Origin of the sequence: Paractinoplanes abujensis, assembly GCF_014204895.1 — a bacterium.
GTDB lineage: Bacteria > Actinomycetota > Actinomycetes > Mycobacteriales > Micromonosporaceae > Actinoplanes > Actinoplanes abujensis.
Genome location: NZ_JACHMF010000001.1, coordinates 2,233,045 through 2,255,038, shown reverse-complemented (window position 1 = coordinate 2,255,038; position 21,994 = coordinate 2,233,045). Strand labels below are relative to the sequence as shown.

Sequence of the window (21,994 nt, the reverse complement as noted above, 5' to 3'; positions counted from 1 at the left end):
ATCCACCCGAATCGTCGATACGGGGGTCGTGATGACAGGGCGTCGGCTGGTGGCGGTGGCCGCGGTGGCGGCCGCGGTGCTGACGGTGCCCGCGCCCGCCCGGGCCAAGGTGGTCTGCCAGAGTGTCGCCCAGGCCAAACCGGTCGTCTCCGGGGTGCCGCTCGAGGACCGGATGTACGACCCGAAGCGGCTCGCGCCGTTCGCCACCGGCGCCGGCATCCGCGTCGCCGTGATCGACTCCGGGGTCGACGCCACCCACCCCCAGCTGCGCGGACACGTCAGCCAGGGCGCCGACTTCCTGCACGGGGAACGCTCCGGCCGGCAGGACTGCAACGGGCACGGCACGGCGGTGGCCAGCATCATCGGGGCCGTCCCGGCCGACGGCACGGGCTTTCAGGGCCTGGCCCCCGAGGCGGTCATCGTGCCGGTGCGGATCAGTGAGCAGCAGGAGATCGACGGCAAGGCGGTGGGCGATCGCGGCACCCCGGCCCAGTTCGCCGAGGCGATCGACTGGGCGGCCGGCCAGGGCCGCGCCGACGTGATCAACCTCTCGCTCGTGATGACCGACGACAACGACGCCGTACGGCGGGCGGTGGCGCGCGCCGTGGCCCGCGGTGTCGTGGTGGTCGCCGCCGCGGGCAACAAGGCCCAGAGCGGCAACCCCACCCCGTTCCCGGCGCAGTACGACGGGGTGATCGGGGTCGGGGCGATCACCCCTGAAGGGGTGCGCGCGCCGTTCTCGCAGCGCGGCGACTACGTCGACATCGTGGCGATGGGTGCCCCCGTGACCGCGGCCGGCCTGGTCGGCGGGCACGACTCGGTGCAGGGCACCAGTTTCTCGGCGCCGTTCGTGGCGGCCACGGCCGCCCTCATCAAACAGCGCTTCCCCACCATCAGCCCGCTGGGCGTCGAGCGCCGGCTGACCGCCACGGCCGACCCGGCCCCGGGTGGCGGGCCCCGCAGTCCCGACTACGGCTTCGGGGCGCTCAACCCGTATCGGGCGCTGACGGCGAACCTGGCCCCGGCGGCCGGTCCGGCTCCGCCGCCCGAGGTGGTCGACCTCAACGACCCGGCCGCGGCGGCGCTGGAGGCCCGGCGGGACCGCTCACGCGACCAGGCGCTGATCTTCGCGGGCGTCGGCATCGGCCTGGTGCTGCTGCTCGGTGTGGTCGCGGCCGTCGTCCGGCAGGGCCGCCGCCGCGGCTGGCGCCCGGCCGCAGGCGGCCACACCGACTGACCGGCTCCCCGAGCACGGTCGGCGTGGTCCGAGCGGCGGGAGCCGGCTGAGGTCCAGGACGGGCGCCGCGCCGGGCGGGCTGGGACGGGGGCGGCGGCCTCATGGGCGTCGATCTTGTCGGTAGAGTGCGGCCATGACGGTCAAGTACGCGGCGGGGCTGCCGACCGTGGGTGAGTTCGGCGACGTCCGCAAGCTGGTCGAGCTGGGTGTCAGCGCGGAGCGCAGCGGCTGGGACGGGGTGCACCTCTGGGATCACCTGCTCTACCACGACGCGACCTGGCCGGTGACGAACTCCGTGGTGGCGGCGTCGGCCATCGCGGCGGCGACCGAGCGGGTGCGGATCATCCTGACCGTGGTGCTGCCCCGGCGGCAGGCGCAGGACGTGGCGCAGGAGAGCGCCGCCCTCGACGCGTTGTCGGGTGGGCGGCTCACCCTGGTGCCGATCATCGGGTCGGTCGACCGGGAGTTCACCGACTTCGGGCTGGACGCGAGCCTCCGCGGCCGGCTGACGGCGCTGGAGGACCGTATCCGGCGCATGCACGAGCTGTGGGAGCAGTGGGGGACACCGCGGATCCCGATCTGGGGCGGTGGGATGTGGCCCAATCAGGCGGGGTTGCGCCGGGCGGCGCGTCATGAGGGCGCGATGCCGATCTTCCGGAACCAGCGGGAACGGAACGTGCCGGTCGAGGAGTTCGCGCAAGTAGTCGATTTCGTGCGGGCCGAAGGTGCCGGGGAGGGGTTCGATCTGGTGCTGGAGGGGGCAACCGAGCCGGCGACGGCCGTCGAGCTGACCCGCCCGTACGGGGAACGGGGTCTGACCTGGTGGATCGAGGCGCTGGGTTATTGGCGCGGCGGTGCCGGTTTCGCCGAGGAGCGGATCCGGCGGGGCCCGGCGGCGGTTTGAGGGGAGGGCGGGATGCGGCCACTGCGGCACGGCTACACGAACGACACCCGCGGGGACGGGGCCGTGGTCGTGAAGCGGTATCAGGGCGGCATCGACGAGGCGCTGCGGCGCGGCACCGAGCTGGCCGCGCTGGAGAAACTGCCGCCGGGGTTCCCGGTGCCGCGGGTGCTGGGCGCGCCGGACGGGGCGTTGCGGCTGGAGCAGCTGGGTGGCCTGCACGGGCAGGACCTGATCGACGAAGGGCTGGCCGGCCCGGTGCTGCGCAGCTGCGGCGCGTTGCTGCGCCGGCTGCAGCAGGTGGATGTGAGCGCGGTCTTCCCCGACACGGCGGCCGGCACGGGCTGGGTGGTGGTGCACGGTGATTACGGGCCCAACAACATGCTGTTCGATCAGGACACGTTCCGGGTGACGGCGCTGCTGGACTGGGAGTTCGCGCACCCGGGGGACCGGATCGAGGACCTCGCCTGGTGCGAGTGGATCGTGCGGCGGCACCACCCGCGGCAGGTGGACGCCTTGGACGACCTGTTCACGGGGTACGGCGTGCGGCCGTCGTGGGCGCGGCGCCGGCAGGCGGCCGCGGCCAAGTGCGAAGCCATGGTCGAGCGGTTCCGCAACGGCCCGGCCGCCGCCCGCAAGAAGTGGCAGGAGAATCTGACGCTCACCCTGGCGTGGCGGGAGTGAGCGTCACGTGTCCGCCGGGTCCTGCCGCACCACGTCGGGCCACCCGTGACCTACCACGAGACGCGGGCGGTCCCGGCCGAGGTGACGTGGCTGCAGCCGCGGCGCACCTACGGCCGCGTGCCCGGCGAAACCGCGTACGCGCCTGTTCGCGGTGTTCGGACTGCCCGCGGACTGGTACCGATGAGGTTCCGGTGCCGCTACCGTCTCTATGACCATGGCGAAACTTCTGTACTCCGCGACGATGTCCCTCGACGGCTTCATCGCCGGCCCCGGCGGTGACATGCACTGGATGGCCCGGCTGCCCGACACCGGCCCCCACGAAGTGGCCGACGGCCTCTGGAAGCAGATCGGTTCCCTGCTGGTCGGCGCGCACACCTACGGCGGCGACGACCCCAATGCCGGCACCGACGCCGAAGGCGCCTTCGGCGGCCTGTGGTCGGGACCGCAGTTCGTGCTCACCCACAATCCGCCGGCCCGCCCGGTGCCCGGCGTCACGTTCGTGACCGACCTGCGCACCGGCGTGGACGCCGCCCTGGCCGCCGCGGGTGACCGCTACACGAACGTGCTCGGCGCCGATGTGGCCGCCCAATGCCTGCAAGCCGGGCTGCTCGACGAGATCCTGGTGTTCGTGGCCCCGGTGCTGCTGGGGGACGGCACACCCCTGTTCCGTAAGGCGGGCGGCACGTTCGCGGAACTGGAGGAGATCTCGTCGGCCACCGGCCCGTCGCCGGCGATCTGGTACCGCGTCCGCAAGTAGCGCCGGCCGCTCGTCAGGCGGGCACCGCTTCCAGTGCCGCGGCCAGGGATGGCGTCCCAGCCGGCAGCAGGGGCAGGCGCACGTCCGGCGTCGGGATGCGGCCCTGGGCGTGCAGCACTGCCTTGATCACGGTCGGGTTGGGTTCGGCGAACAGGGCCGCCGACAGCCGGGCCAAGCGGTGACCGAGGGCGGGCTCCCACGAGGTCACCAGGCCGGCGTACGACCCCGTGGCCACGTGGGCGGAGGCCAGGATCGCGCCGTGGGCGCCCAGCGCGAGCAGCGGTGAGATCACGACGTCGTCGCCGCCCAGGACGGTGAAGCCGGGCGGCGGGTCGGCCATCAGGGCGATCACGTCGGCGTCGATGCCGCCCGTGGCCAGTTTGATCCCGGCCACCCCGTCGATCGCGGCGATCCGGTGCAGCGCGGTCACGGACAGCGGCTGCGCCGTGCGGTACGGAACGTGGTAGACCACCAGCGGCACGGGGCTGCGGGCGGCCACCGCCGTCAGGTGGGCCACCACACCGTCCTCACCGGGCCGTAAGAACGGCGGCACCAGGGTGAGCGCCGCCGTGGCCGTGCCGGGAACGGCCGGCCCGCCGACGATCAGCTGGGCCGACCGGTCACGGGTGACGTTCGTGAGCAGGTCGAGCACTGTCGACCGTTCCGTGCCGGTCAGCGCGGACGGTTCAGCGGTGGTGCCCAGCGCGACCAGCCCGGCCGCGCCCGCGTCGAGCGCGTCGTGGGCGAGCTGGTGCAGGGCCGCCACCGCCACCGAACCGTCGGACGCAAACGGGGTGATCAAGGGTACGTACAGGCCACCAAGAGTCATGGCGGTCACGGTGGCACCCCGTACGGATAAGGTCTATTTAATTCCGCTCGGCCACAGTTAAGCGGCACTGAAGTATGCCGCGCACGCGAGGTTGTCGGCGGCCCCGGCGTCGCGGGCCGCGGCGATCAACCGGTCGACGGCTTCCCGCGGCTCGGCTTCGAGGGCTTCGCGCAGGGCGGCCCGGGGCACGGTGGTGTGCAGTCCGTCCGAGCAGAACAGGTAACGGTCGCCGGGCAGCACCGTGCGCAGAGCCAGGTCGGCCTCCACGCCGTCACCCCACCCGAGGGCCCGTACGAGCAGGGCCCGCTCGGGGTGGGTGGTCACGGCCGCGGCATCCAGCTTGCCCTGGTCGACCTGCCCCTGCACCCACGTGTGATCCTGGGTGAGCAGCGTCAGGCCGCCGTTGCGGAGCAGGTAGGCGCGGGTGTCGCCGATGTGCACCAGCACCAGCCGCGTCCCGTGGCGCACCAGCGCGGTCAGCGTCGTGACCGCGCCGGACAGGCCGCGGATCGCCCGGTCGGCCGCCCCGAGCGCGTCGGTCACCTCCCCGAGCGACGTGTCCGAGACGGCCCGCAGCGCGTCGATGGCCGCGTCGGCCGCCGCCCCGCCGTACGGGCCGCGGGTGCCGTCGGCCACGGCGACCAGGCCGGCGTCGGCGTACGCCCGGTCCTCGTTGCTGTCGCGTACGGTGCCGGGGTCGGTGGCCGCCGCGAAACGGAAGTCGTCCATGCTCGTGTCCTTTCCGGACAGGTGCTGAACGAGGTCGGACGTCAACCGGGCCCGGGCCGCCGTGTCCGCGCGGACCCGCTGTCCGAACGCGGCGACAGCCTCGGCCGCTTGCGGCGCGGGCAGCGAGCACACCGACCGGATCTCGGTCAGCGGCATCCCGATCCCGCGCAGCCGCCCGATCAGCCGGGCGTGCGCCAGCTGGGCCTCGGCGTAATACCGGTAGCCCGACTCGGCGTCCACGGCGGCCGGTGTGAGCAGCCCCGACTCGTCGTAGAGGCGCAGCGCCTTGGCGGTCAGCCCGGTCGCCCGCGCGAACGCCCCGATGGTCAGCAGACCCACAGCGACATCCTCCTCGTGCCGGTCACCGCGACCGGCACGACCCACGCTGGGCGTTGCCCCACGGTCAAGGTCAAGACCGGTTCCCCGTACGGGCGTGCAGCCGCGCCGCCCGCAGGGTCAGGTAGCGCTGCTCGGGTTCGCTCGTGGCTGCCGCGGCGGCCCGTCTGTACTGCTCGGCCGCCGCGGTGTCGTCGCCCGCGAGTTCGAGCAGGTGCGCGCGGGTGGCCGGAACCCGGTGGTGCCCGGGCAGCCGCTGCTGCACGGCGTCGACCAGGGCCAGCCCGGCCGCGGGCCCGTCCACCAGGGCGACCGCGACGGCCCGGTTCAACGCGACCACCGGCTGCCGGTGATGCGTTCCAGAATCTCGTACAGGGCCTGGATCTGCGGCCAGTCCGTCTGCGCGACCGACGCGGCCCGGTCGTGCAGGGCCGCGATCGCCGCCTGCAGCTGGTACTCGCCGACCTGCCCGCGCCGGAACGCCGCGTCCAGGATCGCGGTGCCCTCCCGGATCAGTCCGGCGTCCCAGCGGGAGCGGTCCTGCTCGGTCAGCGGCACCAGCTCACCCGAGGTCCCCGTACGGGCGGGCCGGCGCGCGTCGGTGAGCAGCATCAGGGCCAGCAGCCCGGCCACCTCGCTGTCTTCCGGCCGCCGGGCGGCCACCATCCGGGTGAGCCGGATCGCCTCGGCCGACAGCTCGACCCGGTGCACGGCGTCGCCGCTGCTCGCGTAGCCCTCGTTGAAGATCAGGTACAGGACGCGCAGGGCGGCCGGCCGGAACGACGAGTCGAACGGCACCCCATGGATCCGCTGCTTGGCCCGGCTGATCCGGCGGCCCATGGTCGCCTCGGGCACCAGGAACGCCCGGGCGATCTCGGCCGTGGTCAGACCGCCCACCGCGCGCAGGGTCAGCGCGACCGCGGCCGCGTCGTCCAGCGCCGGATGGCAGCACAGCAGCAGCACGTCGAGGGTGTCGTCGCGGTCGTAGGCGGGCCCGGCCCGTTCGCGCAGCGAGGCCTCGGTCTCGCGCCGGCGCCGGGCCCGGTCGCCGCGCAGCTGGTCGAGCAGTTTGCGCGAGGCCGTCTGGATCAGCCAGCCGCGCGGCTTCTCGGGCACACCGTGCGCGGTCCAGTGGGTGTGCGCGGCGATCAGCGCCTCCTGCACGGCGTCCTCGGCCGCCGCGAAGTCGCCGAACCGATGCGTGAGCACGCCCACGACCTGCGGCGCGAGGGTGCGCAGCAGGTCGTGGGGCGCGGCCTCCGCGGTCACAGCCCGGGCTGCATCCGCTCGAAGTCGGCCGCGTCCATCACCCGGCGCACCCCGATGGGCTGCTGCAGCGGCACCCCGCCCGGCCCCGGCACAGCCGACATCCTGGCCGCGATCTCGAAGGCTCGCCGCTCGTCGGCGACCTCGACGAGCTGGAAGCCGGCCAGGAACTCCTTGGACTCGGGGAACACCCCGTCGGTGACCACGGGAGGCCCGCCGTCGCTGGTGACCTCCTTGGCGTGCTCGGGCCCGGTGAGCGCGTGCTGGTCGACGAGTTCGCCGCTGTCGAGCAGTTCCTGCCGCAGCGCCCCGTAGTAGTTCATGTGCGCCTGCACGTCGTCGGGGTGCCACTCGTCCATGGGGGTCTGCACGGCGCCGGGACGGTGGTCGACGATCAGGAGGTACCTCGGCATGTTGCGCTCCACTGCTCGTTCGGTCGGGTCACCACAGGAACGGAGCCGGCCCACGGATCCGGACAGGTTTCCGGCCCCGTGTTGTCGATGACCACGTCCGCCCTGCTCATCGGGTCACAGGCGGCGAAGTAGAGCCGCTGCCCGCCCACGTAACGGGCCTGGCTGGGGTGTCCCGGGTCGGGATGACTGCCGTCGCGGGCCGCCATCCGCGCCACCGTCACCTCGAACGGGGCGTGCAGGAAGACGGTGAACTCCCAGCAGCCGCGCAACTCGTCGCGGTGCAGGAACAGGCCGTCGACGATCAGGACGGCGTCCTCGGGGGCGGTTTCCCGGGGCAGGTCAAGTGCTCGGTCCGTACGCAGGTCGTGCGCGGCCCGGCGGAAGCGGCGGTCGCCGCCGGGGCCCAGGGGCAGCAGCACGTCGCTCAGCAGCGCGCCATAGTTGTAGCTGTCGAGCCAGAACCCCTCGGGTGACCGGCGGCCGCGCCGGTGGCGCACGGAAGCCGGGTTGAGGAAGTCGTCGGCCGAGATGTGCACGACGGGGCGGCCGCGGTCGCGCAGCGTGCGGGCCAGGGCGCGGGCGAAGGTGGTCTTGCCGACACCGTCCACGCCGTCGATCGCCACCCGCGGCGCGCCGGCGGGCAGCAGTCCGGCGACGTGCTCAGTCGTAGTAGAAATCGGCGGCCTCGCCCGTACGGGACGGCTTCTTGATTCCCGCGGACTGGCCGTGCCCGGTGAACTTGGTGGTCATCTTGACCGTCTCGTCCGCGGTGACCTTGGCGTTGATGACCGTGACCCAGCCGTTGGCGTCGGTGGTAGCGCTGAAGTCGGCGTCCGGGCCGAGGATGCTGAACACGACGATGCTGGGTGCGCCGAGCGGCAGGAACTCGTCGGTGTCGGCCGGGTTGGGGTCGAACGTGCCTGCCCACTTGTTCGGGCCGGTCTGCCGGACGGTCTTGATCGCGCCGCTGAACGCGGCCAGCCCCACCGGGTCGGCCAGGCTGACCTGCATGGTGGATTTGTACTTCTTGAGTTTGGCCATGTTCAGGTGCACCCAGCGGCTGTCGCCGGGCTGCTTCTGGTAGAGGTGGTTGCCGATCACGACGGACTGGGTCGTGTGCGGGTTGATACCGCCGGTGTATTTCAGGTTGGTCTGCAGCTTCTTGCCGGCCCGGTCGAACGTGCCGGTGCCGGTGACGCGGGCCTTGTCGGGCAGGTCGCTGCTCACACTGAACTTGTAGGTGGCGGCGTGGGTCTTGCGCAGGGCGGCCCTGAACGTGTCGATCGCCGCGGTGCCCGGCGAGGCCTGCGGAGCGGGGGAGGCGGACCCCTCGGCCCGCGGGGCCCCGGCGCCGCCCGCGGCGCGGATGCCCACCGTCGGGGCGCAGCCGGCCAGCAGGACGGTCACAGCGATCAAGGCCGGTGCGTAGCGCTTCAACGTTCCCCCCGTTTACGTGCAGCCCGGACACCTTAAACGATCTCCGGGCCCCGTGCGGACCCCCGTACGCACGGCGAGGCCCGCGCTCACCTCCGCATGACCCAGATGGGGAGGGGGTCGGTCAGTTCGGTGACGACCCGCCAGCCCGCTCTGCGGTAGAAACCGACGTTGGCGGGTTGGCTGGTCTCGAGCACGGCGGGCAGCCCGTCGGCCTCGGCCCGGTCGAGCCCGGCGTGCATGACCGCCTGCGCCCAGCGCCGCCCCGTGAAGCCGGGATGAGTGCCGAGCACCCCCAGATACCAGAACGGGCCCGGTGGCAGGGCGGCCTGCACGGCCTCGTCGTACGCGCGGAGCCGTTTGAGCATGTCGTCGGGCACCTCGCCGGTCAGGTCGCCGCCGGGGTGCGCGGTGTCCGGCGGTTCCCAGATCGCGGTGGCCGCCCCGTCGTGGATCGTCCAGATCGAACGCTGGTGGACACGCTTGTCGAAGCAGAACCCGAAGAACACGGCGGCGTACTGCGCGTAGGTGTCGTCGTCGGGGAACACGTACCGCAGCGCGGGGTCGCCCGCGAACGCGGTCACCAGCGTGTCGACGACGGCCTGACGGTCCTCGGGCCGGGCAACTGTGATCACAGAGTCACACCTTAGACACGGACGGCGGCCAACTGGGTCGCCTGGGCCACGAGCGTGTCGGCCGCGTCCCACACCTCGACGATCTCGTCCATCCGGCCCGAGGTGATCTCGCTGGAGCGCATGGCGAAGCGCAGCGGGCCCGGGGCGGGCAGGCGCCGCACGTACGCGGTCAGGCTCAGCGTCGGCGCCCAGCCCGTCAGGCCCAGGGTGAGCGAGATCGGGGGAGCGGGATCGGTCGCGATCAGCAGGCTCAGCGGATCCCAGTCGGCGCCGTCGGCGAACCGCAGCCAGCCGGCGGTCTGCCCGTCCGGCGACGGCTGCCCCGCGGCGAACCCGAGGACGGCCGGGTCGAGCCGGTGCTCCACGAGGTCGAGCAGCGGCACCGGGAACGGCGAGCCGGGGGCCTGCGCGGGCAGCCGGACACATTCGTCCTCGGCGGGCAGCGCGGGCGGTTTGGCCCGGCCCCACCAGGGCTGCGACCGGTCGAGCAGGCCCTGGGTCACGAGCGCCTCCGCGCACGGTTGCCCGTCCTGCTCCAGCCGGGCCCGGTACTGGCCCGCGGTGCGCCCGGCCCGCAGCAGCTCCACGGTCACCCGGGCCCGGCCCGCGGCCGGTGGGCGCAGGAACGTCGTGGTCATCGAGACCAGGTGCGGATGCTCGGCCGTCGTGGCGACCGCGCGCCCGAGGATCGCCATCAGGTAGCCGCCGTGCAGCTTGTCGCCGATCGCCCACCCGGCGTCGAGGTCGGCCTCCAGGGCCCCGTCCGCGGCGACCACGGCGGTCGCCTCCGTGAAGGTCTTCATGCGCTTCACCGTGCCTCAGGAGCGGGTGCTCCACAAAGCGATTCGGCTTGATGCGTCGGCCACATCTGCCGGACCGGCACCCCGGCCCTGTCCCTTCCGGCCCCTTGGTCGGCCGGGCCGGCCGTTCGCACGACCGGGGTCCATCCCGCACCGGCGCCGCGCCGGGCTGCTCCACCCGCTCTTGCCCCCATCGACCGATGCGCACAGCCGACGGTCAAGCTCGCGGTCAGCTCTAACTTCCTATCTTCCTAGGATGCCTTACACGCAGAGATCAACGACATAACGGAAGAGCGACCCTTCGGGCCGCCCTCGCCCCGAACCCAGAACTGAGACAGGCGGGTCCCGTACGGGAAAAGGATTGCCCGGTGCCGGTGCCGGTGCCGGTGCCGGCCGCATGGTGGACAAGGAGATCCTCGACTACTACCGGCGGGGCGGCGAGCGGGATGGGCCGGCGGCCGGGGCGGGGCGGCTGGAGTTCCTGCGGACGTGGGATGTGCTGGTGCGGACTTTGCCGCCGGCGCCCACGGTGGTGCTGGACGTGGGTGGGGCGACCGGGTCTCCGCGCAGCCGCTGGCCGCGGCGGGCTATCGGGTCCCCTGTGGTGGATCCGGTCGCCGAGCACGCGGTCGTGGCGGGTTCACTCGACGGGGTCGAGGCTGTGCAGGGGGATGCGCGGGAGTGTTGCTGCTGGGTCCGCTCTATCACTCGCAGCGGCGGGCCGATCGGGTCGCCGCGCGGGTGGTGCGGCCGGGTGGGTTGGTGGTGGCCGCGACTATCAGCCCGTTCGCGTCGTTGTTCGACGGTTTCGTGAAGGGTTACGTCCGGGATCCGGAGTTCCGGCCGATGGTGGAGCGGACTGTGGCGGACGGCGGCACGGGAGTCCTGGTGCGGGTTCGCGGTGGTTCACGAGTGCGTATTTTCACCGGCCGTCTCCTCCGGCCGGTGAGGTGGGCGAGGCGGGTTTGCCGGTGGCGGCTGGTGTCGGTGGAGGGTCCGTTGTGGATGAGCGGGCCGGCGCGGGCGGGGTTCTTGGCGGGGTCTGCGGTGTTGTTGGAGATGGTGCGGGAGGTGGAGGGGGAGCGGAGTCTGCTGGGGGCGAGCAGTCCTGTGGTGACGGTGGCCGTGCGCTGAGGGTGTCGGGGGGCTGTGGCAAACTCCCGGCCGTGGCTGACGACAAGGGTGGGCTGGAGGCCTGCGCTCTGGTTGCGGGTGGGGACGGTGTCTGGTCGGGGCTGCTGTTCGACAATCCGGTGGTGGGGTTGCCGGCGGCGTTGACGTGGACGTGTGTGGTGCCGTTGGCGCCGGTCGAGGGTGAGCCGGTGGTGCTCGATCTGGATTGGTTGCCGTGGGCGGTGGCGGATTGGCGGTCGGTGGCGGGGCTCGAGGTGGTGTGCGGGTCGTTCGCGGAGCCGGTGGAGGCTTCGGTGCGGTGGCGTGGTCATCATCGTTACGACCGGGTTTCCGTACGGGTGGTGGAGCAGCGGGGTGCTCGGGTACGGGTGGCCGCCACCCTGTCGGGTGATCTTGACGGGTTGGGGCCGGACGAGTTCTCGGTGGAGTCGTGGCTGGTTTTTTCGGGTGTCACGGTGCAGCTCAGTGAGGTGGGGTCGGCGGGGGCGGCGTTGGCCCGGCTGGGGGAGTTCGTCGAGGTGTCGGGGTTGGTGGAGGTTGCCGATCCGCGGGGCATCGCTTTCCGGTTCGCGCCCGGTTAGCGTCTGCGCATGGCCGATGCTGTGGTGGTTCCGGGGAGCAGGTTCGGCAGTGCCGCGGGCTTGTTGATGTATGCGGGGGATGTGCCGGCGTTCCGGGGTGCGACGGTGCACCGTCACGATTGGACGGGTGCGCCTCCGGCGGAGTTGTTCGAGCCGCGGGTGGAGTCGTGGGTGTGTTCGCAGGTGCGGCCGGTGCTTGATGCTCTGCCGGGGCAGCCTTTGCTGATCGGGAAGTCGTTGGGGTCGTTCGCGGCGGGGTTGGCGGCGGAGCGGAGTTTGCCGGCGGTGTGGTTGACGCCGTTTTTGACGGTGCCGTGGGTGCCGGCGGCGCTGGAGCGGGCGACGGCACCGTTTCTGCTGGTGGGTGGCACGGCTGACACGTTCTGGGATCGGGCTTTGGCGCGGCGGTTGTCGCCTTATGTGGTGGAGGTGCCGGCGGCTGATGATGCGATGTTCGTGCCGGGGCCGTTGACGGACACGATTGCGGTGCTGGCGCGGGTCGTGGTGGCGGTCGACGAGTTTCTGGATGAGGTGGGCTGGCCGTGATAAACGGGTTTCGTTGGGGTGGTGCGGGGTTGATACTGGCCGTCGGCATCGTCGCGGCGAAGGGGTAGATGATCATGGGGCGGGCTGTCCGGGTGACTGTGCGGGGCAGTTTCGGCAAGCTGAGCGCGGAGCAGGTGGCTGCGCTGGTGGCGGCGTCGGCTGAGCACGATTTCATGAATACGCAGTACACGCCCGAGGGTTATCTGGCTTATGACGTGCCGGCGCGGCCGTTCTTCACGTTCCGGTTCGCCGAGGAGGTGGGCGGGGCCGACGAGGTGCCGCAGGCGGCGGTGCGGGCGCAGATCAAGGCGGAGGAGTGGATGGCCGGGCACGGTTATCCGATCAAGAATGTGACGGTGCAGGCCGTGGACATGGCGGAGGTGCCGTTGGGCAAGCGGGGCCGCCGGGAGGCCGCCCGTAACGCCTGATCGCCCGGGTGCCGGCCGGGTCAGGCGGTGGCGGGGCGGTAGGTGAGGCCGTGCGGGCCTGGGGTGAGGACGGCGGCCCAGCCTCCGGCGATGGACTGGTCGTCGAGCTCGAAGCCGATGAGTGCGCGTTGCAGCGGCACGTCGGTGTGCACGGCGCCGGCGGTCCCGTGTGGCGCGCCAGGCCAGTGAGGCCGGGCCGCCGCCGGGGCCGAACGGGAAGCCGCCGACCCGGTTGTCCGTGCGGGCCGGCGAGCCCGTCGGCAGGTAGAGCTCGAGCTCGTCGGTGCCTTGGCCGGCCCAGCGGGTGAGGAAGGAACCGCACACGGCGCGGGCGCCGCGGGCAGGGTCAGGGTGCCGCGCAGGTGGCCGTGTTCGTGCAGGGGGGCCGCGTTCAGGGCGGGTTCGCGGCGGCCGGTGTGATCCCGGCACCCCGGCGGCTGGCCACAGTGCTCGCAGGGCCCGGTCGTCGCAGGGCCCCAGTTCCAGGGTCAGTTCGTGGAAGCCGCCGGCCCAGTTGTCGGCGCGTTTCACCACCGGGATTGTGCCGGATGTGGGGTGGCGCCGGCCGGGGTGGTGGGTCGGGCCGGTCAGGCGGGTGGGTGGAGGTTGTCGAGGTGTGCGCGGATCTCGGCGGCTTTCGGCAGGCCCAGGTCGGCGTACAGCTGGGCGGCTGCGGTGAAGTGGTGTTCGGCGCGGGCGGTGTCGCCGAGGTCGTGGTGGGCGTGTCCGAGTCCGGCGTGGGCGCGGGCCTGCTGGTCGCGTTGGCCGAGTGTGCCGGCGGTGGTGAGGGCGGTGCTGTGGTGGGTGACTGCCTCGGCCGGGTGGCCGGCGGCGTGGGCGGCTTCGCCGAGACCGTTGTGGGAGTCGGCTTCGCCGTGGCGTTCGCCGATGTCGGCCAGGATGGCCAGGGCTTGGCGGTGGGCGGTGGTGGCCGCGTCGGGGTGGCCGCGGCGGGTGTGCAGGGTGCCCAGGCTGTCCAGGCAGGAGGCTTCGCCGGTGCGGTTGCCGAGGCGGCGGTACAGGGCGAGGGCTTGTTCGATGTGGTCGGCGGCGGGTCCGTACCGGCCGATGCGTCCTTCTACGAGGCTGAGGCTGTTGAGGGCGGCGGCTTGCCCGGCGGGGTGGCCGAGCCGCTGGAACAGGATGTGGGCTTGCGTCAGGTACTCGGCGGCGGTTTCGTTCTGGTCGAGGTTTTCGTGGATGGAGCCCAGGGTGAGCAGCGATGCGGCTTCACCGATGTCGTCGGCGGCTCGGTGGTAGAGCTCGAAGGCGTGCCGGACGTGGCCGGCGGCTTGGGCGTAGCGGCCTTGTCGTTGGTCGATGATGCCGAGGTTGGCCAGGGCGCGGGCCTGGCCGGCGGGGTTGCCGGCTTGTTGGTGCAGCTGGGCGGCGCGGTGCAGGTGGTCGGCGGCGGGTTCGGGGCGGCCGAGTTGCAGGTGGGCGACGCCCAGGCCGAGGCGGGCGTCGGCGTGGGCGGCCACGTCGCCGGTGTGCTGGGCGGCTCGGCAGGCCAGGTCGTGCAGGGTCAGCGCGGCGTAGGGGTAGCCGCCGCTGAGGTAGCGGTACAGGGTGGCCGACAGGTGGGTGGTGTGGGTGGGCCAGCCGTGTTCGGTGGCGTGACCGGCGACGGCCAGCAGCGCGGGTAGTTCGTTGTCGATCCAGGCGTGGGCGGCTGCGGGTTGCTGCAGCGTGGGGTTGGTCACGGCGGGGGCGGCGATGCGGGGGCGGCGGGCTGCTTCGGCCGGGAACAGGGTGTCCATGGCCGTGGCGGCGGTGGTCAGGTAGTGGTCGAACAGGCGGGTCAGGGCGGCGCGGCGCTGCGGTGGTGGGTCCTCGTCGACGGCGCGGCTGGTGGCGTGGGCGCGGACCAGGTCGTGCAGGGTGTAGCGGCCGGGGCTGGGGTGTTGCAGCAGGTGGTCGCGGTGCAGGTGGAGCAGCAGGTCGCCGGCCTCGGTGAGGTCGTGGCCGGTGAGGGCGGCCACCGCGTACGGGTCGAGGTCGGGCCCGGGGTGCAGGGCGAGCAGGCGCAGCGCCCGCTGCCGGTCGGCTGGGAGGTGCTGGTAGGACAGATCGAGGGCGAGTTCGACGCCGGTGTCGAGGCGGCGGTGGCGGTGCCGTTCGTCGAGCCGGTCGGCGTGGTCGGTCAGGGTCCAGCCGGGCTGGGCGCGCATGTGGCCGGTGACCAGTTCCAGGGCCAGGGGCAGGTAGCCGCAGCGTTGGGCGATGCGGGCTGCGGCGGCCGGGTCACCGCTGGGGGCGGTGCGGGTGAGCAGGGTGATCGCGTCGCCGGGGTCGAACACGTCGAGCACGATGTGCTCGGTGGTGGGCAGGGTGGTCAGGCCGCGCCGGCTGGTGATGAGGGTGACGCTGCCCGGGGTGTCCGGCAGCAGCGGCAGGACTTGTTCGGCGTCGGCGGCGTTGTCCAGCACCACGAGGGCCCGGTGGTCGGTGAGGTGGTGGCGCAGCAAAGCGGAGCGGGCTGTGAGGTCGTACGGGATGGTGGGGCCGGGCACGCCGAGCAGCCGCAGGAATCCGTCGAGGGTGGCGGCGGGGCTGGCTGGGGGCAGGGCCGGGTCGGGGTGGAATCCGCGCAGGTCGACGTACAGGGTGGTGTCGAACTGGTGCTGGGCGGTGAGGCGGTGCGCGGCGTGCACGGCCAGCTGGGTTTTGCCGACGCCGGGCATGCCTTCGATCGTGACGACGGCCGGTCCGCCGGTGCCGGCGGCGTGGGTGATGCGCTGCAGTTCGGTGGTGCGGGCGGTGAAGGTGGCGAGGTCGCCGGGCAGGGTGTTCTGGACGCGGACTTGCGAGGCGGCTTGGGTTTGCCCACCGATCACGCGCAGTGTTTGCCGCCACCGGGCGGCGTATGCGGGGTCCGGGTGCAGGGTTTCGACGACGGCGACGAGCAGGTCGGCGTTGATGCGGCGCCGGCCGGGCCGGAAGCAGTCGGCCACGGTGTTCTTGCGTGCGGGGTCGGTGGCCGGGCGGGTCTGGTTGAGCCGGGCGGTGATGGTCTCGTACGAGGGGTCCCCGGCCCATCGTTTCAGGGCCCGCAGCTGTCCGGCGAGGGCGTCGAGGGTGCCCGCCTCCTCCGGTTCCGGCAACACGGTCGCGGCATCGACGGTTCTCGGTTGCTGCGGCACGGCCCCAGGTTATCCCGGCGGGGCACGGCGGGCGGGGCTGTGGCAGCGTGGGTGCATGCCGATTTCTGCTTACATCACCGGGCTGCGCGCCCATGTCGGTCATGATCTGTTGCTGCTGCCGGGGGCGAGCGGGGTCGTGCGTGATGCCGACGGGCGGATCCTGCTGCTGAAGCGGTCCGACAACGGGCAGTGGTCGCTGCCCGCCGGCATGATCGATCCGGGGGAGCAACCGGCCGACGCGGCGTTGCGGGAGATTTTCGAGGAGACCGGGGTGGTCGCGGAGATCGAACGGCTGGGTGGGGTGGCCATGCACGGCGCGCAGTACCCGAACGGTGACCGGTGTGAATATCTGGCGGTCTGGTTCCGGTGCCGGGCTGTCGGGGGTGAGGCCCGCCCGGACGGTGACGAGTCGCTGGAGGTGGGCTGGTTCGCGCCGGACGAGCTGCCCGAGGTGGGCGAGTTGACGAAGCTGCGGATCGAGACCACGGCCGACCCGGATTCCCCGCCGTGGTTCGCTCAGCCGGGTGAGGCGCCCGCCGCGCTGGGCCACAAGCACGGGCTTTAACGTTGCAGGGCCGCCCGGACCAGCGCCAGCGCCGTTTCGGGCGGCACCCCCAGCGCTTTGACCTTGTCCGCGTACGCGGTGGCGGCCTGGACGGCCTGGGCGGAGGTGCCGGCCGCGCGGGCGGTGACGACTGTGCCGAGCCGGCCGCGGGTCTGCACGAGGCCGGCCGATTCGAGTTCCCGGTAGGCGCGGGCCACCGTGTTGGCGGCCAGGCCCAGTTCGGCGGCCAGGGCCCGTACGGGGGGAAGTTTGTGACCGGCCGGCAGGTGCCCGTCCGCGGCCAGTTCGGCGATGCGCAGCCGCACCTGCTCGTAGGGCGGGATCGCCGAGCCGGGGTCGATGCTGATGTTCATCAGATCAGTGTGGGGGGTGTGTTGCCGGCGGCGGTGATGGCGCGGCGGATCGGCACGAGGGCGAGCAGGATGCCACCGACGACGAAGAACACGACCAGGCTGATGATGCCGAGCCGGTAGCTGTCGGTGAGCTGGAAGATCAGGCCGAACAGCAGCGGGCCGAGCCAGCTGGTGCCTTTGTCGCTGATCTCGTAGAAGCCGTAGTATTCGCCTTCCTTGCCGTCGGGGATGAGCTGGGAGAACAGGCTGCGGCTGAGGGCTTGGCTGCCGCCCAGGACGATGCCGATGCCCGCGCCGAGCAGCATGAACGGCAGCGGCTTCCCGGCGGGCAGCCAGTAGGCGGCGGCGATGACGACCAGCCACAGGGCCAGGCTGAGCAGCACCGTTTTGCGGGCGCCGATGCGGGTGGCCAGCGCCCCCAGCGCCAGGGCGCCGCCGAACGCGAGGAACTGCACGATCAGGATGGTGACGATCAGGGTGGACTGGGTGAGGTCGAGTTCCTCGCTGCCGAACTGCGCGGCCAGGGCGATCACGGTCTGGATGCCGTCGTTGTAGATCAGGTAGGCCAGCAGGAAGAACAGGGTCAGCGGGTACGCCCGCAGGGTGCGCAGGGTGTGCCCGAGCTGTTTGAACCCGTCGGTCAGCACGTTGCCGCGCGTGTTGCCGGTGGCGCCGGTGGCGGGGTGTTCGCGCAGCCAGCGCAGCGGGATGAGGGTGAACACGGCCCACCACAGGCCGGCGCTCACGATGCAGAACCGGGCGATGTCCATGGTGCGCTGGTCGTCGCCGTCGACCGACAGCAGCACCACGGCGACCAGGTTGGCTGCGAGCAGCAGCCCGCCGCCCAGGTAGCCCAGCGCCCAGCCGCGGCTGGAGACCTTGTCGCGTTCGTCGGGGCCGGCCAGTTGCGGCAGGAACGAGTTGTAGACGACCACGGCGGCGCCGAACGCGATGTTGGCGATCAGGAACAGCAGCCCGCCCAGCAGGTAACGGTCACCGGTCACGAACACCATGGCGACGGTGGCGCCGGCGCCGAGGAACGCGGCCCCGGCCAGCAGCGGCTTCTTGCGGGGTGCGCGGTCGGCGACGGCCCCCATGACGGGCAGGACGAACACGGTCAGCAGAACCGACAGTGAGACCACGTACGGGTAGAAGGAGCCCGCGGCGATGGTGAGCCCGAACGGGTGGACCCGGCCGGTGCAGTCGTCGGTGCCCAGGGGGCAGCCGGCGGCGATCTCGGCGGTGGTGGTCAGGAACGGGCCGAGGAACACGGTCAGGACCGTGGTGGAGAAGGCCGAGTTGGCCCAGTCGTAGAAGTACCAGCCCGTACGCTCCCGGCGCGCGGTGGCGGGAGGCAGGGCGGTGCCGGGTGCGGCCATGTGGTCGGCTCCAGGTCTCGTTGCGGGGCGAGACGGAACTATGCCATCTGGGTCCGGCACGACGGGAGAGGCCGGGTACTCAGTTTTCCTGCCACCAGCGGGCCAGGCTGCTCGTGGCCGGGTCCTCGGCGTCGGCCAGGGCGGCCCACGGGTCCTGGGCCGGGGGCAGGTCGACGCCGGCGTACTCGGCGAGTTCCTCCGGCCGGACGGGCTCGGGGGTGCCGGTCAGCGCCTGGGCGGGCACGACGCCGAGGCTGCCGGTGTCGATCCAGGGGAAGCCGTCGACGGGTTCGGGCAGGTCACCGACGTCGAGCGCCGGGGGGAACACGTCGAGCGGGTCGTCGGCGGGCAGGTCGAGCGCCGCGGGCTGCTCGTCGGGGACCGCGTCGTCGGCGTTCACCGGCTCGTGGTGGTGCACCTCGGGCACGTCGTAGTCGGGTGTGTCGAAGTGCTGGTCCTCGTAGGACACGGGGTCGACCAGATGACTGAAGTCGTCGTGGGTGTCGTGCCCACCGGGCGTGTCGAAGATCGGGAGCTCTTCGTGGTGGTCGCCGAAGTCGTGGTGGTCGCTCATCGGTTCTCCTCGTCGTACGGCACGGGCGTCAACGCCCGGGCCTTGGCCAGAACCGCATCGGCGGCGCGTAGCTTCGCGCGGACCGCGTCGAGTTCCTGCTGGGCGGTGGCGCGCCGCCGGGACCGTCCGGCCGCGTCCTCGGCGGCGGCCGCGTCGATCTCGGCGATGTGCGCGTCCAGGTCCTTGATCCGTTTTTCGACGGCGTCGTCGACGGCGACGGACAGGGCGTACTGCAGATCGGTGAAACGGTTGGCGATCTCGTCGGCCAGCGCGGCCCGGGCCTCGCCGAGGACGTCGCGCAGCCAGATCCGGGCCTGCTGCCGGTCGGTCTGCACCCGCCGCCGGTACAGCACGTACCCGCCGGCGGCCAGGCCCAGCCCGATCCCGGCCACCGGCACCAGCAGACCGCCGCCGACGGCGAGCACGGACGCGCCGAGCATGGCGCCGCGGCCGGCCATGAAGGCGATGCCGCCGGCGGACAGGGCGATCAGCAGGTTGTCGGCGGAGCCGTCGCGGGGCGCGGCGGCGTCCATGGTGTGGCGCAGGCTCGCGTTGAGCCGGCTCAGCATCGCGGCGCGTTCGGATTCGTCGAACACCGACGCCAGGACTTTCTCCCCGACGGCGGCGAACGTGGTTTCGAGCTGTTCGGACAGGTGCACGGCGACGGCTTGCAGTTCGGTGTCGAGTTGCTCGGGCATCGTGGCCAGGGTGTCGCCGCGGCCTTTGTCGATGCGTTCGCTGAAGTCCTGCTGCACGGCGGCGATGCGGGTGCGCAGCTGCCCCACCGTCTCCACCCGGGCCCGCTGGGTCTCGGTGGACAGCAGCAGCGTCCACTGCCGTGACTCGGTGCGTTTGCGGGCGGCCAGCGCGGCCCGTTCGGCCCGGATCTGCGCGGTGCGTACCGGGTCGGCTTCGACCGCCCGTACGGAATCGGCCGCTGCCGCCTCCAGGCGGGTGAGGTCGCCGCGGGCTGCCCGCAGCACGTTGGCCAGCTGCAGCTGATGCCCGCGGCCGGCCAGTTCGACCAGGGCGTGCTGCAGTTCGGCGATCTTCGACGCCTCCACCAGGGCGGCCTGGTCGTCGGGGCCGGCCTGCACGGCCAGTTCGGCCAGGGTGGACGACACCGCGAACCAGGACGCGTCGGCGAACCGGGGGGCGTGCGCGCGCAGCAGGGCCTGGTTGTCGTCGAGGATGCGCCGCCACCCCGCAAACCCGTCGATCTTGGTGAGGGCGAAGACGACCGCGTCGACCCGGACGCTCGCGGCGACCAGGAAGTCGAGTTCGGGCTGGGACAGGGGCGCGGACGCGTCGGCGACGAACAGCAGCGCCGTGGCCCGTTCCACGGCGGCCAGGGCGACGGCGGTGTGCGCCGGGTCGAGCCCGCCCACGCCGGGGGTGTCGAGCAGACTCACGTAGCGCAGCATCGGCGCCGGGTGGGTGACCTCGATGCGGCGGGCCCGCTGGGCGCCGGTGGCCCACTCGGCCAGGTCGCCGATGACGATCGGGTCGGCCGATCCGGGCAGCCACGCCCGCGCGCCCAGCTGCTCACCCGGCACGAACTGCAGGTAGGTGGCGGTGGCGACGGCGGCGTCGACGGGGGACAGGCCGGGCACCCCGAGCAGCGCGTTGATCAGTGAGCTCTTGCCGCGTTTGGTCTCGCCGACCACCACCACCTCGGGGCGGGTGAGCCGGCGGCGGCGCAGCTCGGCCAGTTCGGCCCCGGCGTCGGGATCGTGGGTGCGCACGTACGCGAGGGTGTCCTTGACGGTTTTGTCGAGCAGCGGGGTCAGATCTGCGCTCATGGCCGCACCTGCTGGGCCAGGATGTGGAATCCGCGCTGGGCGACCTGCGCGACGCGGGACTGGGCGGGCCCGGCCCCGGCGACCGCGTAGACACGCCACCGGTTGGCCGCGGCGACGGCGGCGGTGGCCAGTTCGTCGAGGCCGGCGTCGGGCAGCCGCAGAATCCACCGCGGGTCCTCGGACGTGGCCAGCCGGGTCAGTTCCTGCTCCCATTGCACCGGCAGCGGCACCGCGCCGGTGGCGACCCGCTGGGCGGCGTCGAGCAGCCGCAACCGGTGATAGGCGGGGTTGCGCAGCAGCCGTTCCACCCCGTCGCGCAGTTTCTCCCGGTCCCGTTCGTCACGGGTGTGCCCGGCGAGGCGTTCGAGCCGCGACAACGCCCACCCGGCCTTGATCGCGTCGGAACGCCACCGGAACGTCTCCGTCAGGGTGTGCTGCAGCCGCGGGAACCCGGACGCGGCGACCAGCCGGCGCACCAGCTCCCCGGTCGACACGCCCGGCTCGGCGGTCAGCTGGGCCAGGGCGAAGCCGATGCCGTACAGGTCGAGCAGTTGCAGCAGCCGCTCCCGGTGGGCGGGGCCGACGGGGGCGGGCCGGCTGCGGAACAGGTCGACGGAGGCCAGCATGATCTGCAGCTGGGCGGCGGGCAGCCCGGCCAGCTGCTGCAACGCGTCACGGTCGGCCGCGGTGAGCCGCCCCGACTCGCCGGTCTCGGCCAGCAACCCCACCACCGGTACGACGTCGGAGACCGTCCGGGCCAGCAGCGCGGCCTGCTGCTCGGCCAGCGGAGCCGCCACCGGCCACGGGTCACCGGCCCCACCCACCAGCGTGTCGGCCTTGCCGAACACGCCGAGCGCGTTGATCGGGGTCGACGCGAGCCGGGCCGACGCGTCACGGAAAGCCTCCAGGGCCCGTACGTCGTCGGCCCGCACGGCCTGGGTGAACACGTAGACCACGGCCTCGGCCGCGGCGACCTCCCCGGCCGAGTCGGCGTCGATGTCGGCGTCGAACGGGGCGGTCGAGGTGCCCACGGCCTGTTCGGCGCGGGCGCTGACCACCGCGTCGGTCGAGGCCAGGCCGGGCGTGTCGACCACGGTCAGGTCACGCAGTTTCTCACTGGTGAGGGTGACATCGACGTACGCGACCCGGGACGCGGGCACCCCGAGCCGCTGCGGGATCATCCCGTCGTCGTCCAGCGGCAGGCTTCTGCGTTCGCCGTCGCGGCACACCACATCGACCCGGTCGGCCGGCCCGTAGCGGAAGCGGGTGACCACCCGGGTGCACTCCCCGACCGCGGTCGGGGCCACCCGGCGCCCGATCAACGCGTTGACGAGTGTCGACTTTCCGGCTTTCAACCGCCCGGCGATCGCTACGCGTAACGGCTCGCCGAGACGGTCACGGATCTGAATGAGCTGGCCACCGGCCTCCGAACCGACACGCGCGGCCATTTCGTCACAGAGCGTCGCTA

At 72.7% G+C, this 21,994-nt stretch carries 25 protein-coding genes; 9 read left to right on the top strand and 16 right to left on the bottom strand.

Annotated elements, in window-relative coordinates:
* The first annotated feature begins 28 nt into the window (after positions 1-28).
* The 4 genes from mycP (at position 29) to BKA14_RS09875 (ending at position 3,579) form a co-directional block, all read left to right on the top strand.
* The gene (gene mycP, locus BKA14_RS09890; protein ID WP_438861878.1) at positions 29-1,237 is read left to right on the top strand and encodes a type VII secretion-associated serine protease mycosin; all 1,209 of its coding nucleotides are present in this window, start codon (positions 29-31) and stop codon (positions 1,235-1,237) included.
* A 133-nt stretch (positions 1,238-1,370) separates the two neighbouring features.
* A complete protein-coding gene (locus BKA14_RS09885) occupies positions 1,371-2,141 on the top strand; it encodes an LLM class flavin-dependent oxidoreductase (RefSeq protein WP_184950609.1) in 771 nt (256 codons plus the stop codon).
* Between the two features lie 12 nt (positions 2,142-2,153).
* Positions 2,154-2,822 (top strand): phosphotransferase family protein, encoded by a 669-nt coding sequence (locus BKA14_RS09880; RefSeq protein WP_184950608.1) that lies wholly within the window; start codon positions 2,154-2,156, stop codon positions 2,820-2,822.
* A 214-nt stretch (positions 2,823-3,036) separates the two neighbouring features.
* On the top strand, positions 3,037-3,579 hold the full coding sequence (locus BKA14_RS09875) for a dihydrofolate reductase family protein (RefSeq protein WP_184950607.1): 543 nt from the start codon (positions 3,037-3,039) through the stop codon (positions 3,577-3,579).
* 13 nt (positions 3,580-3,592) lie between these two features.
* Here BKA14_RS09875 and BKA14_RS09870 read toward each other — a convergent pair whose 3' ends face one another.
* The 9 genes from BKA14_RS09870 to BKA14_RS09835 form a co-directional block, all read right to left on the bottom strand.
* Complete coding sequence (locus BKA14_RS09870; RefSeq protein ID WP_184950606.1) at positions 3,593-4,408, bottom strand: dihydrodipicolinate synthase family protein; 816 nt, start codon at positions 4,406-4,408, stop codon at positions 3,593-3,595.
* 57 nt (positions 4,409-4,465) lie between these two features.
* Complete coding sequence (locus BKA14_RS09865) at positions 4,466-5,476, bottom strand: MerR family transcriptional regulator (RefSeq protein WP_184950605.1); 1,011 nt, start codon at positions 5,474-5,476, stop codon at positions 4,466-4,468.
* A 70-nt stretch (positions 5,477-5,546) separates the two neighbouring features.
* Positions 5,547-5,813, bottom strand: a complete 267-nt coding sequence (locus BKA14_RS45680) for a hypothetical protein (RefSeq protein ID WP_438861877.1) — start codon at positions 5,811-5,813, stop codon at positions 5,547-5,549.
* Positions 5,801-6,742: an RNA polymerase sigma factor gene (locus tag BKA14_RS09860; RefSeq protein ID WP_438861876.1), complete on the bottom strand. Its 942-nt coding sequence runs from the start codon at positions 6,740-6,742 to the stop codon at positions 5,801-5,803. Before BKA14_RS09860 ends, BKA14_RS45680 begins: the two co-directional genes overlap by 13 nt.
* Complete coding sequence (locus BKA14_RS09855; RefSeq protein WP_184950604.1) at positions 6,739-7,152, bottom strand: YciI family protein; 414 nt, start codon at positions 7,150-7,152, stop codon at positions 6,739-6,741. The genes BKA14_RS09860 and BKA14_RS09855 overlap by 4 nt, the downstream gene beginning before the upstream one ends.
* Positions 7,134-7,775 (bottom strand): nucleoside/nucleotide kinase family protein, encoded by a 642-nt coding sequence (locus BKA14_RS09850; RefSeq protein WP_203721882.1) that lies wholly within the window; start codon positions 7,773-7,775, stop codon positions 7,134-7,136. Before BKA14_RS09850 ends, BKA14_RS09855 begins: the two co-directional genes overlap by 19 nt.
* 37 nt (positions 7,776-7,812) lie before the next feature.
* Positions 7,813-8,568: a hypothetical protein gene (locus tag BKA14_RS09845; RefSeq protein ID WP_184950603.1), complete on the bottom strand. Its 756-nt coding sequence runs from the start codon at positions 8,566-8,568 to the stop codon at positions 7,813-7,815.
* Between the two features lie 107 nt (positions 8,569-8,675).
* The gene (locus BKA14_RS09840) at positions 8,676-9,221 is read right to left on the bottom strand and encodes a GNAT family N-acetyltransferase (RefSeq protein WP_184950602.1); all 546 of its coding nucleotides are present in this window, start codon (positions 9,219-9,221) and stop codon (positions 8,676-8,678) included.
* Positions 9,222-9,232: 11 nt separating this feature from the next.
* Positions 9,233-10,024 (bottom strand): thioesterase family protein, encoded by a 792-nt coding sequence (locus tag BKA14_RS09835; protein WP_184950601.1) that lies wholly within the window; start codon positions 10,022-10,024, stop codon positions 9,233-9,235.
* Between the two features lie 678 nt (positions 10,025-10,702).
* Between BKA14_RS09835 and BKA14_RS43760 the strand changes: the two genes are divergently transcribed.
* The 4 genes from BKA14_RS43760 (at position 10,703) to BKA14_RS09815 (ending at position 12,710) form a co-directional block, all read left to right on the top strand.
* A complete protein-coding gene (locus BKA14_RS43760) occupies positions 10,703-11,155 on the top strand; it encodes a hypothetical protein (protein WP_239092389.1) in 453 nt (150 codons plus the stop codon).
* Positions 11,156-11,187: 32 nt separating this feature from the next.
* On the top strand, positions 11,188-11,736 hold the full coding sequence (locus BKA14_RS09825; protein WP_184950600.1) for a hypothetical protein: 549 nt from the start codon (positions 11,188-11,190) through the stop codon (positions 11,734-11,736).
* 9 nt (positions 11,737-11,745) lie between these two features.
* Positions 11,746-12,282: an alpha/beta fold hydrolase gene (locus BKA14_RS09820; protein ID WP_184950599.1), complete on the top strand. Its 537-nt coding sequence runs from the start codon at positions 11,746-11,748 to the stop codon at positions 12,280-12,282.
* 74 nt (positions 12,283-12,356) lie between these two features.
* On the top strand, positions 12,357-12,710 hold the full coding sequence (locus BKA14_RS09815) for a DUF6204 family protein (RefSeq protein ID WP_239092371.1): 354 nt from the start codon (positions 12,357-12,359) through the stop codon (positions 12,708-12,710).
* A 20-nt stretch (positions 12,711-12,730) separates the two neighbouring features.
* Here BKA14_RS09815 and BKA14_RS43755 read toward each other — a convergent pair whose 3' ends face one another.
* Together BKA14_RS43755 and BKA14_RS44985 are read right to left on the bottom strand one after the other, a co-directional pair.
* Positions 12,731-12,862 (bottom strand): hypothetical protein, encoded by a 132-nt coding sequence (locus tag BKA14_RS43755; RefSeq protein ID WP_260416473.1) that lies wholly within the window; start codon positions 12,860-12,862, stop codon positions 12,731-12,733.
* 435 nt (positions 12,863-13,297) lie between these two features.
* Positions 13,298-15,853: a tetratricopeptide repeat protein gene (locus BKA14_RS44985; RefSeq protein ID WP_184950597.1), complete on the bottom strand. Its 2,556-nt coding sequence runs from the start codon at positions 15,851-15,853 to the stop codon at positions 13,298-13,300.
* A gap of 55 nt (positions 15,854-15,908) precedes the next feature.
* On the opposite strand from BKA14_RS44985, the gene BKA14_RS09805 reads away from it, so the two are divergent.
* Positions 15,909-16,418, top strand: coding sequence for an NUDIX hydrolase (locus BKA14_RS09805; RefSeq protein WP_184950596.1), 510 nt, complete (start codon positions 15,909-15,911; stop codon positions 16,416-16,418).
* On the opposite strand, the gene BKA14_RS09800 is transcribed toward BKA14_RS09805, so the two are convergent.
* The 5 genes from BKA14_RS09800 to BKA14_RS09780 form a co-directional block, all read right to left on the bottom strand.
* The gene (locus tag BKA14_RS09800; RefSeq protein ID WP_184950595.1) at positions 16,415-16,771 is read right to left on the bottom strand and encodes a GntR family transcriptional regulator; all 357 of its coding nucleotides are present in this window, start codon (positions 16,769-16,771) and stop codon (positions 16,415-16,417) included. The genes BKA14_RS09805 and BKA14_RS09800 overlap by 4 nt on opposite strands.
* Positions 16,771-18,150, bottom strand: a complete 1,380-nt coding sequence (locus tag BKA14_RS09795; protein ID WP_184950594.1) for an MFS transporter — start codon at positions 18,148-18,150, stop codon at positions 16,771-16,773. The genes BKA14_RS09800 and BKA14_RS09795 overlap by 1 nt, the downstream gene beginning before the upstream one ends.
* Before the next feature lie 79 nt (positions 18,151-18,229).
* Positions 18,230-18,724, bottom strand: a complete 495-nt coding sequence (locus BKA14_RS09790; protein ID WP_184950593.1) for a hypothetical protein — start codon at positions 18,722-18,724, stop codon at positions 18,230-18,232.
* A complete protein-coding gene (locus BKA14_RS09785; protein ID WP_184950592.1) occupies positions 18,721-20,526 on the bottom strand; it encodes a dynamin family protein in 1,806 nt (601 codons plus the stop codon). The genes BKA14_RS09790 and BKA14_RS09785 overlap by 4 nt, the downstream gene beginning before the upstream one ends.
* Positions 20,523-21,974: a dynamin family protein gene (locus BKA14_RS09780; protein ID WP_239092373.1), complete on the bottom strand. Its 1,452-nt coding sequence runs from the start codon at positions 21,972-21,974 to the stop codon at positions 20,523-20,525. The genes BKA14_RS09785 and BKA14_RS09780 overlap by 4 nt, the downstream gene beginning before the upstream one ends.
* Positions 21,975-21,994 lie beyond the last annotated feature (20 nt).

Excerpts from the sequence above, each read along its gene's own strand:
- BKA14_RS09885 (WP_184950609.1), top strand. The coding sequence starts at position 1,371 with ATGACGGTCAAGTACGCGGCGGGGCTGCCGACCGTGGGTGAGTTCGGC.
- BKA14_RS09880 (WP_184950608.1), top strand. The coding sequence starts at position 2,154 with ATGCGGCCACTGCGGCACGGCTACACGAACGACACCCGCGGGGACGGG.
- BKA14_RS09875 (WP_184950607.1), top strand. The coding sequence starts at position 3,037 with ATGGCGAAACTTCTGTACTCCGCGACGATGTCCCTCGACGGCTTCATC.
- BKA14_RS09870 (WP_184950606.1), bottom strand. The coding sequence starts at position 4,408 with ATGACTCTTGGTGGCCTGTACGTACCCTTGATCACCCCGTTTGCGTCC.
- BKA14_RS09855 (WP_184950604.1), bottom strand. The coding sequence starts at position 7,152 with ATGCCGAGGTACCTCCTGATCGTCGACCACCGTCCCGGCGCCGTGCAG.
- BKA14_RS09835 (WP_184950601.1), bottom strand. The coding sequence starts at position 10,024 with ATGAAGACCTTCACGGAGGCGACCGCCGTGGTCGCCGCGGACGGGGCC.
- BKA14_RS09820 (WP_184950599.1), top strand. The coding sequence starts at position 11,746 with ATGGCCGATGCTGTGGTGGTTCCGGGGAGCAGGTTCGGCAGTGCCGCG.
- BKA14_RS09815 (WP_239092371.1), top strand. The coding sequence starts at position 12,357 with ATGGGGCGGGCTGTCCGGGTGACTGTGCGGGGCAGTTTCGGCAAGCTG.
- BKA14_RS09805 (WP_184950596.1), top strand. The coding sequence starts at position 15,909 with ATGCCGATTTCTGCTTACATCACCGGGCTGCGCGCCCATGTCGGTCAT.
- BKA14_RS09800 (WP_184950595.1), bottom strand. The coding sequence starts at position 16,771 with ATGAACATCAGCATCGACCCCGGCTCGGCGATCCCGCCCTACGAGCAG.
- BKA14_RS09795 (WP_184950594.1), bottom strand. The coding sequence starts at position 18,150 with ATGGCCGCACCCGGCACCGCCCTGCCTCCCGCCACCGCGCGCCGGGAG.
- BKA14_RS09790 (WP_184950593.1), bottom strand. The coding sequence starts at position 18,724 with ATGAGCGACCACCACGACTTCGGCGACCACCACGAAGAGCTCCCGATC.
- BKA14_RS09785 (WP_184950592.1), bottom strand. The coding sequence starts at position 20,526 with ATGAGCGCAGATCTGACCCCGCTGCTCGACAAAACCGTCAAGGACACC.
- BKA14_RS09780 (WP_239092373.1), bottom strand. The coding sequence starts at position 21,974 with ATGGCCGCGCGTGTCGGTTCGGAGGCCGGTGGCCAGCTCATTCAGATC.